General features: G+C 62.0%; 14 protein-coding genes. 6 read left to right on the top strand and 8 right to left on the bottom strand.

Translation table 11 applies throughout. The features are described 5' to 3' along the window. Positions 1 to 178: 178 nt before the first annotated feature. A complete protein-coding gene (gene ggt / locus AC0IXS_RS10335; RefSeq protein WP_122669116.1) occupies positions 179 to 1,906 on the top strand; it encodes a gamma-glutamyltransferase in 1,728 nt (575 codons plus the stop codon). Between the two features lie 241 nt (positions 1,907 to 2,147). On the opposite strand, the gene phnE is transcribed toward ggt, so the two are convergent. The 4 genes from phnE to AC0IXS_RS10315 are packed head-to-tail and all read right to left on the bottom strand — an operon-like array spanning position 2,148 to position 5,381. Continuing rightward, positions 2,148 to 2,915: a phosphonate ABC transporter, permease protein PhnE gene (gene phnE, locus AC0IXS_RS10330; RefSeq protein ID WP_137203517.1), complete on the bottom strand. Its 768-nt coding sequence runs from the start codon at positions 2,913 to 2,915 to the stop codon at positions 2,148 to 2,150. Beyond that, complete coding sequence (locus tag AC0IXS_RS10325) at positions 2,912 to 3,739, bottom strand: PhnE/PtxC family ABC transporter permease (protein ID WP_449125374.1); 828 nt, start codon at positions 3,737 to 3,739, stop codon at positions 2,912 to 2,914. Before AC0IXS_RS10325 ends, phnE begins: the two co-directional genes overlap by 4 nt. Further along, positions 3,733 to 4,533 (bottom strand): phosphonate ABC transporter ATP-binding protein, encoded by an 801-nt coding sequence (locus AC0IXS_RS10320; RefSeq protein ID WP_330533235.1) that lies wholly within the window; start codon positions 4,531 to 4,533, stop codon positions 3,733 to 3,735. Before AC0IXS_RS10320 ends, AC0IXS_RS10325 begins: the two co-directional genes overlap by 7 nt. Then, positions 4,530 to 5,381, bottom strand: coding sequence for a putative selenate ABC transporter substrate-binding protein (locus tag AC0IXS_RS10315; protein WP_057408043.1), 852 nt, complete (start codon positions 5,379 to 5,381; stop codon positions 4,530 to 4,532). Before AC0IXS_RS10315 ends, AC0IXS_RS10320 begins: the two co-directional genes overlap by 4 nt. 234 nt (positions 5,382 to 5,615) lie before the next feature. Here AC0IXS_RS10315 and selD point away from each other — a divergent pair, with 234 nt between their 5' ends. After that, positions 5,616 to 6,650 (top strand): selenide, water dikinase SelD, encoded by a 1,035-nt coding sequence (gene selD, locus AC0IXS_RS10310; protein WP_057408044.1) that lies wholly within the window; start codon positions 5,616 to 5,618, stop codon positions 6,648 to 6,650. Continuing rightward, a complete protein-coding gene (gene mnmH / locus AC0IXS_RS10305; protein WP_057408045.1) occupies positions 6,650 to 7,756 on the top strand; it encodes a tRNA 2-selenouridine(34) synthase MnmH in 1,107 nt (368 codons plus the stop codon). The genes selD and mnmH overlap by 1 nt, the downstream gene beginning before the upstream one ends. A gap of 161 nt (positions 7,757 to 7,917) precedes the next feature. Here the strand turns inward: mnmH and AC0IXS_RS10300 are convergent, their stop codons facing one another. After that, a complete protein-coding gene (locus AC0IXS_RS10300; RefSeq protein WP_449117667.1) occupies positions 7,918 to 8,799 on the bottom strand; it encodes a LysR substrate-binding domain-containing protein in 882 nt (293 codons plus the stop codon). 99 nt (positions 8,800 to 8,898) lie between these two features. On the opposite strand from AC0IXS_RS10300, the gene AC0IXS_RS10295 reads away from it, so the two are divergent. Further along, positions 8,899 to 9,663, top strand: a complete 765-nt coding sequence (locus AC0IXS_RS10295) for a sulfite exporter TauE/SafE family protein (protein ID WP_191957917.1) — start codon at positions 8,899 to 8,901, stop codon at positions 9,661 to 9,663. Here AC0IXS_RS10295 and AC0IXS_RS10290 read toward each other — a convergent pair. Continuing rightward, on the bottom strand, positions 9,617 to 9,952 hold the full coding sequence (locus AC0IXS_RS10290) for a putative quinol monooxygenase (RefSeq protein WP_057408048.1): 336 nt from the start codon (positions 9,950 to 9,952) through the stop codon (positions 9,617 to 9,619). The two genes, AC0IXS_RS10295 and AC0IXS_RS10290, sit on opposite strands and share 47 nt — an antisense overlap. A gap of 192 nt (positions 9,953 to 10,144) precedes the next feature. Between AC0IXS_RS10290 and mdaB the strand changes: the two genes are divergently transcribed. Together mdaB and AC0IXS_RS10280 are read left to right on the top strand one after the other, a co-directional pair. Then, entirely contained in the window at positions 10,145 to 10,729 is a 585-nt protein-coding gene (gene mdaB, locus AC0IXS_RS10285) for an NADPH:quinone oxidoreductase MdaB (RefSeq protein ID WP_122669111.1), read from the top strand. A 331-nt stretch (positions 10,730 to 11,060) separates the two neighbouring features. Then, on the top strand, positions 11,061 to 11,957 hold the full coding sequence (locus tag AC0IXS_RS10280) for a LysR family transcriptional regulator (RefSeq protein WP_122407808.1): 897 nt from the start codon (positions 11,061 to 11,063) through the stop codon (positions 11,955 to 11,957). Between the two features lie 49 nt (positions 11,958 to 12,006). Here AC0IXS_RS10280 and AC0IXS_RS10275 read toward each other — a convergent pair whose 3' ends face one another. Beyond that, a complete protein-coding gene (locus AC0IXS_RS10275) occupies positions 12,007 to 13,248 on the bottom strand; it encodes a TIGR03862 family flavoprotein (protein WP_471824531.1) in 1,242 nt (413 codons plus the stop codon). Between the two features lie 63 nt (positions 13,249 to 13,311). After that, on the bottom strand, positions 13,312 to 14,229 hold the full coding sequence (locus AC0IXS_RS10270; RefSeq protein ID WP_191957915.1) for a histone deacetylase family protein: 918 nt from the start codon (positions 14,227 to 14,229) through the stop codon (positions 13,312 to 13,314). Positions 14,230 to 14,296: the final 67 nt, after the last annotated feature.

The following is a 14,296-nucleotide window of genomic DNA, read 5'->3' as shown; positions in this document are numbered from 1 at the left end:
GGCGCCAAGACGTGCGTTTACGCGTTTGCACTAGGTAAACACGGCAGGACCCGCTACCTTGATCGGGTTCGACCACCGCAAGGATGCAGGTATGCCTTGGGGAGGTAGTGCAGCGCCATCGCCCTCCATGTGGGCAGTGGGTATCAAACGTCCCGGATTCAGGAAGAAGAGACTGCTCATGAAGTTCGAACCCCTCGCCAGATCGCTGATTGCGACGGCACTGATTGTTGCGTATTCCCCTACTTTCGCTGCTTCACAGGCACCGGTCGCCGCCGAAAACGGCATGGTCGTGACGGCCCAGCACCTGGCCACTCACGTCGGCGTCGATGTGCTCAAGGATGGCGGTAACGCCGTCGATGCTGCGGTTGCAGTCGGTTATGCGCTGGCGGTGGTGTATCCCGCAGCCGGTAACCTGGGCGGCGGCGGTTTCATGACCGTCCAGCTGGCCGATGGCCGCAAGACCTTTATCGACTTCCGCGAAAAGGCTCCGCTGGCCGCTACCGCCAACATGTACCTGGACAAGAATGGCAATGTCATTCCGGACCTGAGCGCCAAGGGCCATCTGGCCGTCGGCGTGCCCGGCACCGTGTCAGGCATGGAGCTGGCGCTGAGTAAATACGGCACACGCAAGCGCGAAGATGTGATTGCGCCGGCGATCAAACTGGCTGAAGACGGGTTCACCCTGCGCCAGGGCGACATCGACATGCTGCACACCGCGACCGACGTGTTCAAGGCGGACATGGCCGATTCCGGTTCCATTTTCCTCAACAAGGGCGAGCCGCTGCAGGTCGGCCAGAAACTGGTGCAGAAAGACCTGGCCAAGACCCTGCGCGAAGTCTCCGAGAAGGGCAGCGATGGTTTCTACAAAGGCTGGGTCGCCAAGGCGCTGGTCGACTCCAGTCAGGCGGGCAAGGGCATCATCACCCAGGCCGACCTCGATCATTACAAGACCCGTGAACTGGCGCCCATCGAATGCGACTACCGCGGCTATCACGTGGTGTCGGCACCGCCACCGAGCTCCGGCGGCGTGGTCATCTGTCAGATCCTGAACATTCTGCAAGGCTACCCGATGAAGGAGCTGGGCTTCCGCTCGGCGCAGGGCACGCACTACCAGATCGAAGCCATGCGCCACGCTTACGTGGATCGCAACAGCTATCTGGGCGACCCGGACTTCGTCAAGAATCCAATCGAGCACCTGCTGGACCCTGCCTACGCCGATAAACTGCGTGCCGCCATCGATCCGAACAAGGCCGGTGATTCGAACAAGATCAAGCCGGGCGTCGCGCCGCATGAAGGCAGCAACACCACGCACTACTCGATTGTCGACAAGTGGGGCAACGCGGTCTCGGTGACCTACACCCTGAACAACTGGTTCGGTGCAGGCGTCATGGCCAGCAAGACCGGTGTCATCCTCAACGACGAGATGGACGACTTCACCGTCAAACCGGGCGTGCCGAACATGTACGGTCTGGTGCAGGGCGAAGCCAATGCCATCGCGCCGGGCAAGACGCCGCTGTCGTCGATGAGCCCAACCATCGTCACCAAGGATGGCAAGACCGTGATGGTCGTCGGCACGCCAGGCGGCAGCCGTATCATCACTGCAACGCTGCTGACCATGCTCAACGTGATCGACTACGGCATGAATATTCAGGAAGCGGTCGATGCGCCACGTTTCCACCAGCAATGGCAGCCGGATACGACCAACCTGGACACCTTCGCGGTCAGCCCGGATACGTTGAAGATCCTCGAAAGCTGGGGCCACAAGTTTGCAGGTCCACAGCCGATGAACCACGTGGCAGCGATTCTGGTGGGCGCTCCGTCGCTGGACGGCAAACCGGTCGGCAACAACCGCTTCTACGGCGCCAATGACCCGCGTCGTAATACGGGGTTGTCGTTGGGGTATTGATCCCGGAAGTATCGCGGCAAGCTGGTGGCTGTGTCTGTACACCTGACACACCGCTTGCTTCCCGCAATCACCGGGCCGTGGGAGGCGGCTTGCCGGCGATGCAGTCGGTGCGGTAGGTCAGGAAAATCGCGTCATCGTTCATCGCGGGCAAGCCGCCTCCCACAGTCCCGCGTTTGCCGCGCGACAGCGCCAGGGTGAATACTTGGTGGCGCCTCCCACAGGATCCGCGTATCTCTGGTGATCAACCACGCACCCACCGCTGACGGCTCCAGCCGCTCAGCGCATCCACGGCAAACACCAGTACCAGCATCGCGAGGATGACGGTGCTGGCCTGTGCTTCCTGGAACAGGCTGAGGCTGACATAGAGCATCTGTCCCAGGCCGCCCGCGCCGACGAAACCCAGAATGCTTGCCATGCGAATGTTGTTCTCCCAGCGATACAGGGTGTACGCGAGCAGTTGCGGCCAGAGGTTGGGCAGCGTGCCGTAGCAGAACGCTTGCCATGCGCTGCCGCCCTGCAGACGAATCGCGGCGGCGGGTTCAGGTGCGGTGTTTTCCAGTGCTTCGGCGAACAAGCGACCCAGCACGCCTGTGGTGTGCAATGCCAACGCCAGCGTGCCCGCGTTGGGTCCAAGCCCTGCGGCCAGGACCATCAGCACGGCCCACACCAGTTCGGGAATGGCCCGCAACGCATTGAGCAGCAGACGGCTCAGGCTGCGCAGCGGCCAGCCCAGGCGACCGGCAGCGGGCATGGCCAGCAATAATCCGCCGATCACCGACAGCAGTGTGCCGAGCGCCGACATCGCCAGGGTTTCCAAGGCGCCCTTGCCGATAGCCTGCAAGTGACCGGCGCTCAGGTCCGGGCTCATGAAGCGCAAGGCGTATCGGCCCATCTGCGTCAGGCTTTCAGGGCTGCTCAGGCCGAACAGGTCCATGCCCAGATAAACGAACGAGCCGATCACTGCCGCAATGATCGCGATCAACAACAGCCAGTTGCCAGCCCGCCTCATGTGAACCTCCCGCGCAGCAGGCGGCTCAACTGATCCGCCAGCAGCACCAGCACCAGAAAGGTCAGCAGCATGCTCGCCACTTCGGCACCGGCGAACATGCGCATCGACAGATCGATCTGTTGGCCCAGTCCGCCTGCGCCGACGAAGCCCATCACCACCGATGCGCGGACCGCGCATTCCCAGCGATAGACCGTGTACGACGTCAGTTCGGCGGCGGCATTGGGCAGGATGCCGTACACCAGCGCGGTCAATCGTCCGCTGCCCGCCTGCATCAGGGCATGGGCCGGGCGTTGATCAACGGACTCGAAGATCTCGGCGTAAACCTTGCCCAGCATGCCCGCGTAGGTAATGGCGATGGCCAGCACACCCGCTGTCGGACCCAGCCCGACGGCGCGCACGAACAGCAGCGCCCAGACAATTTCCGGCACGCTGCGCAGGAAAATCAACAGACCGCGCGCAGGCCAGCGCAGGCATTGACCGAGCCAGCCGGGCCGTCCTGCACGTGAGGCGGCCGACAAGGACAGCGCCGAGCTCGCCAGCAGGCTTGCCGGTATGGCCAGCAGCAGTGCCAGAGCCATGCCCGCCGTGGCAATCGCCAGTGTCTGCAGGGTGGCGTCGATCAGCAGCGAGAGAAACTCAGGGTCATGGGCGGGCGGCCAGAAGCCGGCGACAAAGCTGCCCATGGTTCGGGCATTTTCCGCCTTAAGTAAAACGCTGGGATCGAGCTCAGCCAGACGAATGCCCGGCCAGAGCAGCGCGACAGCCAGCAGCGCCAATAGCAAGCGCGGTACGGCGGCCGGGTCGCGTCGATCACGACTCAGCATCGCGGCGTCCAGGGCGCGGAGGCAGGTGTTTCGGTGCTGGGCGCAGTGCTCAGTTGTTCGTTGGCGTACAGCGTCTCGAGGTGTTCCCGGCTGACGTCGCTGGCGTTCAGGTCGAAATGAATCTGCCCGTCCCGTACACCGATGATGCGCGGAAAATGCGCCAGGGCCAGCTCAACGGCATGCAGACTGGCGACCAGCGTCACGCCGTGTTCGATGGCGTGCTGACACAGCAACGCCAGAGTGTGGTCCGCCAGACGCGGGTCCATCGCCGAGACCGGCTCGTCCGCCAGCATCACTTCCGGGGCCTGATACAGGGCGCGGGCGATGCCGACCCGTTGCAGTTGCCCGCCGGACAGTTGCTGACAACGCACGAACAGCTTGTCCGCCAGGTCCAGACGCGCCAGCACGTTGCGCGCGCCCGGCACGTCGAGTGGGTGCAGCAGGTTCAGCAAGGACTTGCCCAGGCCCCACTCACCAAGCTTGCCAGCCAGCACGGCTGTCACCACGCGCTGACGCGGCGGCAGAGGCGGGGCCTGATGGATCAGCGCAATACGACGGCGCAGTTGCTGGCGCTGCCGACTGGAAAGCTGCCAGGGACTGGTCCCCAGAATTTCCAGTTGCCCCGCGCTGGGCGGCAGGGCGCTGGCCAGCAGGTTGAGCAGCGTGGTCTTGCCCGCCCCGGACGGACCGATGATCGCCACCCGCTCGCCCTGCGCGATGCTCAGTTCCAGGCCCCGCAGCGCGAGCGTACCGTTGCTGTGGCGCAGGTCTATCCCGGACAGGCGCAGCGTCATTTCAGCAGGTCGGCAGCGCGGGCAGCCTCTTCGATACCCTTGTAGTTTTCCGGCCTGGTCTCGATGAAGCGGCTGGCCGCCTGCAGATCAAGAATCGCTTTCTGTTCCGGGTTGGCGGGGTCCAGGTCCAGGAAGGCCTGTTTGATCTTCGCCGCCAGACCCTTGTCCAGCGTGCCGCGCACGGTCCAGTTGTAATCGAAGTAGGTCGGCGTGGTGGCGAAGACGCGCACCTTGCCGGTGTCAACCTTGCCGTTGGCGACCAGTTTGTCCCACACGCTGGCATTCAGCACGCCCGCATCGACCTTGCCCGCCTGAACCCAGGCGGCCGTGGCGTCATGCGCGCCGGAGTAGGCGACGCGGCTGAAGAAGGTTTCCGGCTTGATGTTTTCCTTGAGCATGAAATAACGCGGCATCAGGCTGCCGGACGTGGACGACACGGAGCCGAAGGCGAAGGTCTTGCCTTTCAGATCCGCCAGGCTTTTCACGTTCGGATCGGAGGTGATGAATTTGCTGGTGAACTGGGCGTCCTGCTCACGCTGTACCAAGGGCACGGCATTGCCGGTCTTGAGGTTGACCTGCACGAAGGTGAAGCCCCCCAGCCAGGCCATGTCCAGACGGTCGGTGGCCAGCGCTTCGACCACCGCCGGGTAGTCGGCAACCGGAACGAACTCGACCTTCATGCCCAGTCGCTGCTCCAGATAGGCACCCAGCGGCTTGAACTTGCGCAGCAGTTCGGTCGGTGCTTCGTCGGGAATCGCCGACACGCGCAGCACATCGGCGGCGTGGCTGGTCAGTGCGGTAAAGGACAGGGCAAGGCCGGCGGCGAGCGCCAGGGTACGCTTGAGCATGAAAGTTCTCCGGTTCAATAGCGGAAAAAACGACAAGGCAAAGCGACTCTGGGCAAGCAGGCACGCTTCGATGGATTCGGTACTGGAGCGCGGGATTATAAGAGGCGCGGCGAGAAAGGCCAGTTCGGCAGCGCATCGTGTTGATGGCATGACCGAACGGCGACGCCGTTTGCGCTGAAACCGCAACAGACCCTAGACTCCGCAGCCTGTTTCCCCGTTACCGAGAGTGTCGCGATGAGTGAGCCAATCCGCCTGACCCAGTACAGTCACGGAGCTGGGTGTGGCTGCAAGATTTCCCCCAAGGTGCTGGACGTGATCCTGGCCGGCAGCGGCGCGCAGAACCTGGACCCCAACCTGTGGGTCGGTAACGCCTCGCGTGACGATGCCGCTGTCTATGCGCTGGACGATGAGCGAGGTGTGGTCTCGACGACCGACTTCTTCATGCCCATCGTCGACGATCCGTTCGATTTCGGCCGCATCGCGGCAACCAATGCAATCAGCGACATCTATGCGATGGGCGGCGATCCGCTGATGGCCATCGCCATTCTCGGCTGGCCGGTCAACGTGCTGCCGCCTGAAGTGGCCCGCGAAGTGATTCGTGGCGGCCGTGCGGTCTGTGATGCAGCTGGTATTCCGCTGGCGGGCGGACACTCCATCGACGCGCCCGAGCCGATTTTCGGCCTGGCGGTGACCGGTGTTGTGCAGAAAAAACACATGAAACGCAACGATACCGCGCTGGCAGGCTGCACGCTGTACCTGACCAAGCCGTTGGGTATCGGCATTCTGACCACCGCCGAGAAGAAGGCGAAACTGCGCGAGCAGGACGTCGGTCTGGCGCGTGACTGGATGTGTACCCTGAACAAGCCCGGCAGCCGTTTCGGCAAGCTGGGTGGCGTGATGGCGATGACTGACGTCACCGGTTTCGGTCTGTTGGGGCATCTGGTCGAAATGGCCGATGGCGCCGGGCTGACGGCGCGTCTGGATTACGCCGCCGTGCCACGTCTGCCGGGTGTCGAGCATTACATCGCCGAAGGCTGCGTGCCGGGCGGTACGTTGCGCAACTTCGAAAGTTATGGCGACAAGATCGCATCGCTCAGTGACGCCCAGCGCGATCTGTTGTGCGATCCGCAGACCAGCGGTGGTTTGCTGGTGGCGGTCAGTCCTGAAGGCCAGGCCGAGTTTCTGGCAGTGGCTGCCGAGCTGGGCCTGCAACTGAACCCGATCGGCACACTGCTCGAACGACAGACCCACGCCGTCGAGGTGTTCTGATGGCCGACAACAGCAGTGATTACCGCGCTCTGTTTCTCAACGATGTGCCGATGATGGATGCCCGGGCGCCGGTGGAGTTCTCCAAGGGTGCGTTTCCGGGCGTGATCAACCTGCCGCTGATGACTGACATCGAACGGCAGAAGGTCGGCACCTGCTACAAGCAACATGGGCAGGAAGCGGCGATCAGGCTGGGCCACCAACTGGTCTGCGGGCCGGTCAAGGATGAGCGCGTCGAGGCCTGGCTGGCATTCGCCAAAGCCAACCCGCATGGCTACCTGTACTGCTTCCGTGGCGGTCTGCGTTCACAGACTGTACAGCGCTGGCTGCAGGAGGCTGGCATCGATTATCCGCGCATCATTGGCGGTTACAAGGCGATGCGGACCTTCCTGCTCGACACCCTGCACGATGCGGTGACCGAGTGTGATTTCGTGGTGCTCGGCGGTATGACGGGTACGGGCAAGACCGAGGTGGTTACCCAGCTTGCCAATAGCCTTGATCTGGAAGGCATCGCCAACCACCGAGGTTCCAGCTTCGGTAAACGGGCGACCGGCCAGCCGGCGCAGATCGATTTCGAAAACCGTCTGGCCATCGACCTGCTCAAGAAACGCGATGCCGGCATCGAGCAGTTCGTGCTTGAAGACGAAAGTCGCCTGGTGGGCAGTTGCAACGTGCCGCTGGAACTGCACCAGACCATGCAGGACTGCTCGATGGTCTGGCTGGAAGACAGTTTCGAAAACCGGGTCGAGCGCATTCTTCGCGATTACGTGACTGACCTGTGCGCCGAGTTCATTAGCCTGCATGGGGAGGAAACCGGTTTCGACCTGTTCGCCGAGCGCCTGCTGCAAAGCCTGAAGAATATCCACAAGCGTCTTGGCGGCGAGCGCTTGCAGCGACTGCAAGCCATCATGCAAGACGCACTCGATGAACAGCGATACAGCGGCAAGGTCGATCTGCACCGTGGCTGGATCGAAGGCCTGCTCGGCGAATACTACGACCCGATGTACGCCTACCAGCGCGAGCACAAGGCTTCACGTATCGAGTTCGCCGGGACTCAGAGCGAAGTGGTCGCGTACCTGCGTGAGCGCAAGGCAAAAGCGCTGTCGTGATCGTGGCCATTCCCCGGCGCGTCCGCTGCTGATGTGACGCGCAGCGTCACGGGCTGCATGCCCACGCGATGGGCACGATCGGCGTCCTTGAGATCACTGATCGTTCCTACGCTCTGCGTGGTAACGCCTCTCGGGACGCTCCGCGTCCGCTGTGATCAGTGTTACTGCTTCAACGCATCCAGCAGCGCCCTGGCGTAGCCGGGCAGGGCGTTGAAGTCGGCTGCGCAGAGCAGCAATTTGCGGTCGGCCCAGGGATCGCTCAATCGCACTGCGGCAAAGCGCAGTGGGCGGGTCGTGCGGTCCACTGCTGCCTGCGGCACGATGCCCAGTCCGGCGCCGTGGGCGACCATGCGCAACACGCCATCAAACCCTTCGGCGCGGACCCTGATGCGCATGCGCTGGCCCATGTGCAACGCCTGTTCTTCAATATGAATGCCCAGCGCGCTGTTGACCGACAGGCCGACAAATTCTTCGTCCAGTGCCTGCGCGAAGCTGACACGCGTCAGCTCGCTCAACGGATGATCAAGCGGCATGACCAGTGTCAGCGGATCGTCACGAAAGGGCAGGGTTTGCAGGTCGCTGGCATCTACAGCGTCGGACACGATCCCGATGTCTGCCGTCCCGTGACGCAACGCATGCAGGATGCGCAGGCTGGTCTGTTCCTGAAGGTCAACGTCGATGTTGGGATGCGCCACCAGAAAATCCGCCAATCGTTCCGGCAGGTGCTCGCTCAGCGTCGAGGTGTTGCACAGCAGCCGGACCTGACCTTTGAAACCCTTGGCGTAATCAGCGAGATCGAACTGCATGCGCTCGATCTGTTGCAGGATCACCCGTGCATGCTGGGCCAGAGCCTTGCCCGCAGGCGTTGGTGTCACGCCCCGTCGGCCTCGTTCAAGCAGTGGCGCCTGCAACGACGCTTCCATCGCCCGAACGCGCGCGCTGGCCGATGGCAGTGACAGATGACTGCGTGTTGCGGCGGCAGTGATGCTGCCGGTCTCGATCACGTGCTGAAAAAGGCGCAGGTCGGTGAGGTCGAAGTGCATGTAAAGACGGTCCTTGGCTGATCAGCCTCTGTCCGTGCCAGAGGCTGGCTCAGTATATGCCAGATTTTCAGTACGCTCTGGAACGTCCAGAATCGCGTCATGAATACACTCTTCGATACGTATCAAGCGCTCGGCATCGGTCTGATTGCGTTGGTGTTCGGCACCTTCCTGCTGGCGGGCACCGTCAAAGGCGTGATTGGCCTCGGCCTGCCGACGGTGGCCATGGGCTTGTTGGGGCTGGCTATGCTTCCGGCGCAGGCTGCCGCCTTGCTGATCATCCCCTCCATCGTGACCAACTTCTGGCAACTGGCGACAGGCGGGCACCTAGGCCTGTTGATCCGTCGTCTCTGGCCGATGCTGGCGATGGTCTTCGTCGGTACTTTGGCAGGCTCGTTCTGGCTGGGCATGAACGGCGATCATTCAATGACGCGTGCGTTGGGCGGGGCGCTGCTGCTGTATGCGCTGAGTGGGTTGTTCCTGCCGACGCTCAAGGTAGCCCCGCACACCGAGCGCTGGCTGGGCCCGGTATGCGGCCTGCTCACCGGCATCATCACCTCGATGACAGGCGTGTTCGTGATTCCTGCCGTGCCGTATCTGCAGGCTCTGGGCCTTGAGCGTCATCAACTGGTGCAGGCGCTGGGACTCTCGTTCACGGTTTCGACGCTGGCGCTGGCCATCGGTCTGTCCTCGACCGGCGCGCTCGGCGGCAGCGAGCTGGGTGCTTCATTGCTGGCGCTGCTCCCGGCCCTACTCGGCATGCTGTTCGGTCAATGGTTGCGAGAGCGGATCAGCGCCGTGATGTTCAAGCGCACTTTCTTTATCGGGATGGCGCTACTGGGGCTGCACTTGCTGGTGAAGGGCTGAGCAGGTCGATGAGGCGAATGTCGAAGTCGCTGACCAGGTATTCAAAACGCTTTTCAGCAAACGCTTTCATGTGCGGCTGCGCGGAGTGAACGTCCAGATCCTCTTTCGACGCCCAGACCTCAAAGAAGATGAACAGCGCCGGATCCTGCTGATCGCGCAGCATGTGGTATTCGATGCAGCCCGGCTCGCTGCGGCTCTGCGCAACGTAGGAGTTGAATAGCGCTTCGAACTCCGCTGACTTTTCAGGGCGGGTGTGGGCATGAAGGATGAAGCCGTATTGCTCGCTCATCTGGGTATTCCTCTGCTGAAAGTGACCGTATTCTAAGTCAACAATGTTGTGTTGATTCGTGACGCGGGAGCAAAAGTAATTTGCCCATCATTGTCTTATTCACAGACCACTTCGCCTTTATTCTTGCTGCCATCGATTAATGACTGGCCCCAGCCGAACCATAAGGCAGGGCCGAGTATCCAGAGGTCTGGCATGAAAAAAGTATTGTTTCTCAACGGCGGCAAACAGTTTGCTCACTCCGACGGCCGCTACAACGCAACCCTGCACGAAGCCGGAGTGGCGTTCATGGACCGCGCCGGTTACGACGTGAAGGAAACCTTCATCGACGGTGGCTATGACGTGGCTGAAGAAGTGCAGAAGTTTCTGTGGGCCGACGTCATCGTTTGGCAAATGCCGGGTTGGTGGATGGGCGCGCCGTGGACCGTGAAGAAGTACATCGACGAAGTCTTCACCGAAGGGCACGGCAGCCTGTACGCCAACGACGGCCGCACCCGTTCCGATGCCTCGCAGAAATACGGCAGCGGCGGTTTGCTGCACGATAAGCAGTACATGATCTCCGCGACCTGGAATGCACCGCAGCAAGCGTTCGATGATGCTTCGGATTTCTTTGAGGCCAAAGGCGTCGATGCCGTGTACTTCCCGTTTCACAAGGCCAACCAGTTCCTCGGCATGACCGGCCTGCCGACCTTTCTGGCGGTGGATGTGATGAAAATGCCGAACATCGAGGGTGATGTGAAACGGTATGAAGCGCATCTGGCCAAAGTGTTTGGCGTTTGAGGTGATCGTCCCTGCATTCTGCGTTAGACGCAGGTCTTGCGGCACCACCGGATTGTGGGAGGCGGCTTGCCGACGATGAACGATGACGCGATGTTCCTGACATGCCGCGTCGACTGCATCGCCGACAAGCCGCCTCCCAAGGTCCAGTGTTTGCTGCAAGACAGCGCTGTGTCAGAGACACAGTGGCATCTCCCGCGGTATCTGTATTTACTCAGTCCCTGCCGTTTAAGTCTTGATGCGCAGGCACTCCGAGCGTGGGAACGATCAGCACAACTCACGTCTTTGCTTGAAACACGGCTAATATCCCCGGACTCTTGAGCAGGGGACAACAGTGAAAGCCAGGTCCGATGAATTGCAGGTGTTCGTTTCGGTGATCGAAAGCGGCTCCATTTCAGCCGCGGCCGAAAAGATGGGGCAGACGCCGTCCGGGATCAGCCGTACCTTGTCGCGGCTCGAGGCCAAGCTTGAGACCACGCTGATCAACCGCACTACGCGGCGCATGGACCTGACCGAAGAGGGCAAGTTCTTCCTGGCCCGTGCGCGGCTCATTCTCGAGCAGATGGAAAGTCTGGAAGAGCATCTCATGTCTTCACGGCAGACACCGGCCGGACGCCTGCGCGTCAACGCCGCGTCGCCGTTCATGCTGCATTCGGTGGTGCCACATGTGGCGGAGTTCCGGCAGCGTTATCCGGATATCCAGCTGGAGCTGGACAGCGATGACTGGTTCATCGACCTGCTGGAGCAGAACACCGATATCGCCATCCGCATTGGCGCACTGCCGGATTCGACCCTGCATGCCCGCGCGCTGGGCAGTTGCCTGCTGAACATCGTCGCCAGCCCGGCATATCTTGAGCGCCATGGCACGCCGCAAACCGTCGAAGCGTTGTCGCAGCACACGCTGGTGGGATTCAATCAGGTGGAAGTGCTCAACCGTTGGCCGTTGCGACATGCCGGGGGAGATCGCTATCCGATCAAACCTGCGGTTGTGGCATCCAGTGGTGACACCTTGCGTCATCTGGCGCTGGAAGGGGTGGGGATTGCCTGTCTGTCCGACTTCATGACCCACGAAGACCTGCGGGACGGAAGGCTGGTCGGCATTCTGCAGGACGCCAACAGCGGTTATCGCCAGCCGATCAACGCGGTCTACTACCGCAACTCGCAGCTGGCGCTGAGGATTCAGTGTTTTCTGGATTTCATGCAGGAAAAGTTGAAAGACTACGCGCAGTGATCGCGGCTTGTATAACGAGCGTAAGCATCCCGCAGCGACGTAAAAGTAATCACCGCCTGTCGCGCAACCACTCCACCATCCCCAGCCCGGCAGCCCGCCCGCTGGCGAAACAGGCGGTCAACAGGTAGCCGCCGGTCGGTGCTTCCCAGTCGATCATTTCGCCCGCGCAGAACACGCCGGGCAATTGCCTGAGCATCAAACGTTCGTCCATGGCTTCGAAAGTGATGCCACCGGCCGTGCTGATGGCTTCGTCTATAGGCCGTGGCCTGATCAGTTGCAACGGCAGTGCCTTGATCGCCTGGCTCAACAGCACCGGGTCATTGAAGGCCTCGCGTGGCGCCAGTTCCCGCAGCAATGAGGCCTTGGCGCCGTCGATACCCAACTGGCTGTGCAAGTGTCTGGACATCGAGCGCGAGCCGCGAGGTTTGCTCAGGGCCTTATGTACGTCGCTCTGAGTCTTGCCTGGCAGCAGGTCGATCTGCACGCTGGCCGAGCCGCTGAGGTTGATCTGCTCCCGGATCTGCGCCGACAGCGCATACACCAGACTGCCTTCCACGCCCGTTTCGGTCAGCACGCACTCGCCCAGCCGCAGCGGCTGCCCCTGCAAGCCCATGGCGATGTTCTTCAACGGCGCACCGGCGAACTTGCCGCGCAATAACTCGCTCCAGGCCGTGACCTCAAAGCCGCAATTGGCGGCCTGTAGCGGCGCGACGTTTACCTGCTGCGACTCAAGCCAGGGCACCCAGGCGCCGTCGGAGCCCAGTCGCGCCCAACTGGCGCCTCCCAGCGCCAACAGCGTCGCGTCAGGTTCGAGCGTCAACTCGCCTTCAGGATGGGCGATGCGCAGGCGACCGTCGGCGTTCCAGCCCAGCCAGCGATGCCGCGTGTGGATCATGACGCCCGCGTCTCGCAGGCGTTTCAGCCAGGCGCGCAGCAGAGGTGCGGCTTTCATGTCCGTCGGAAATACCCGCCCCGAGCTGCCGATAAAGGTGTCGACACCCAGATCATGAATCCACGCGCACAAGGCATCCGCATCGAACTGCCTGAGCAAAGGCGCGACCATCGGTGAACGTTCGAAGTAGCGGGACAGAAAATCCGGGTAGGGCTCGGAGTGGGTGATATTCATGCCGCCGACCCCGGCCAGCAGAAACTTGCGCCCCACCGACGGCATGCTGTCATACAGGTCGACCCGAAATCCGGCCTGGCTCAACACTTCGGCTGCCATCAGGCCCGCAGGTCCGCCTCCGATGATGGCGACGGATTGAGGTTCGGAGGCAGTGGAGTCGGTCATGATCAGCTGAATATCAATAGCGGGAAAGAGCGGCATTCTACCCGAGATTTGCCGCTCGGCCTGTCACAGGCCCAGATCCTGCCAGACCCGTTGCGCGCTGTGATGCAGGATGCCGTGCCGCCGGGCCAGCGCCTGCCGGTCCTTGCTGTAACCGCCACCGATCACGCCCATGACCGGAATGTCGCGACCCAGACAATGACGCAGCACGGCCTCATCGCGATCGGCCAGACCCTGATCCGTAAGCTTCAGATAACCCAGCGCGTCATCCTTGTGGACGTCCACGCCCGCGTCATACAGCACCAGATCCGGCTTGTAGATCGGTAGCAGGTAGTTGAGCAGGTCATCGACGACTTTCAGGTAATCGCTGTCGCCCATGCCCATCGGTAGCGGGATATCCCAGTCGCTCTGGGCCTTGCGGGCCGGGAAGTTCTTTTCGCAGTGCAGCGAGACGGTGATGGCGTCTTCGGTGTCCGCCAGAATGCGCGCCGTGCCATCGCCCTGATGCACATCGCAGTCGAAGATCAGCACCTTGTCCACGCGGCCGCTCTGCAGCAGGTACTGACTGATCACCGCCAGGTCGTTGAAGATGCAGAAACCGGCCGGATAATCATAGTGCGCATGGTGGGTGCCACCCGCCAGATGGCAAGCCAGACCGTGGTCGAGCGCCTGTTCGGCCGTCAGCAGCGAGCCGCCCACGGCACGGATGGTGCGCCGCGCCAGTGCTTCGCTCCAGGGCAGGCCGAGACGGCGCTGGTCCTCGCGTGACAGGTCGCCACTCAGGTAACGGCTGATGTAAGAGGGATCATGTGCCAGGGCCAGAATATCGGCCGGGCACAGCCCTGGGCGTAATAATTGAACGTCGCGGGTCAGGCCGCTGTCGATCAAGTGATCGCGCAACAGACGAAACTTGTCCATGGGAAACCGATGGTCAGCCGGAAACTCCGGGCTGTAGTCGTCGTGATAGATCAGCGGCAGGGACATTTTGCGTCCGGTCAAAGGTCGAAGCCCGATAGTGCCAGTTATGCGCCGTGTCGCACAGTTGGCTGCA

This window comes from Pseudomonas sp. AC016 (assembly GCF_979253365.1).
Note: the sequence above shows the minus strand (reverse complement) of the source record. Positions and strands in the feature narration are given on the sequence as shown.

Bases quoted from the DNA above. Each gene is read 5' to 3' on its own strand.
- ggt (WP_122669116.1), top strand. From the start codon at position 179: ATGAAGTTCGAACCCCTCGCCAGATCGCTGATTGCGACGGCACTGATT.
- phnE (WP_137203517.1), bottom strand. From the start codon at position 2,915: ATGAGGCGGGCTGGCAACTGGCTGTTGTTGATCGCGATCATTGCGGCA.
- AC0IXS_RS10325 (WP_449125374.1), bottom strand. From the start codon at position 3,739: ATGCTGAGTCGTGATCGACGCGACCCGGCCGCCGTACCGCGCTTGCTA.
- AC0IXS_RS10320 (WP_330533235.1), bottom strand. From the start codon at position 4,533: ATGACGCTGCGCCTGTCCGGGATAGACCTGCGCCACAGCAACGGTACG.
- AC0IXS_RS10315 (WP_057408043.1), bottom strand. From the start codon at position 5,381: ATGCTCAAGCGTACCCTGGCGCTCGCCGCCGGCCTTGCCCTGTCCTTT.
- selD (WP_057408044.1), top strand. From the start codon at position 5,616: ATGAGTGAGCCAATCCGCCTGACCCAGTACAGTCACGGAGCTGGGTGT.
- mnmH (WP_057408045.1), top strand. From the start codon at position 6,650: ATGGCCGACAACAGCAGTGATTACCGCGCTCTGTTTCTCAACGATGTG.
- AC0IXS_RS10300 (WP_449117667.1), bottom strand. From the start codon at position 8,799: ATGCACTTCGACCTCACCGACCTGCGCCTTTTTCAGCACGTGATCGAG.
- AC0IXS_RS10295 (WP_191957917.1), top strand. From the start codon at position 8,899: ATGAATACACTCTTCGATACGTATCAAGCGCTCGGCATCGGTCTGATT.
- AC0IXS_RS10290 (WP_057408048.1), bottom strand. From the start codon at position 9,952: ATGAGCGAGCAATACGGCTTCATCCTTCATGCCCACACCCGCCCTGAA.
- mdaB (WP_122669111.1), top strand. From the start codon at position 10,145: ATGAAAAAAGTATTGTTTCTCAACGGCGGCAAACAGTTTGCTCACTCC.
- AC0IXS_RS10275 (WP_471824531.1), bottom strand. From the start codon at position 13,248: ATGACCGACTCCACTGCCTCCGAACCTCAATCCGTCGCCATCATCGGA.
- AC0IXS_RS10270 (WP_191957915.1), bottom strand. From the start codon at position 14,229: ATGTCCCTGCCGCTGATCTATCACGACGACTACAGCCCGGAGTTTCCG.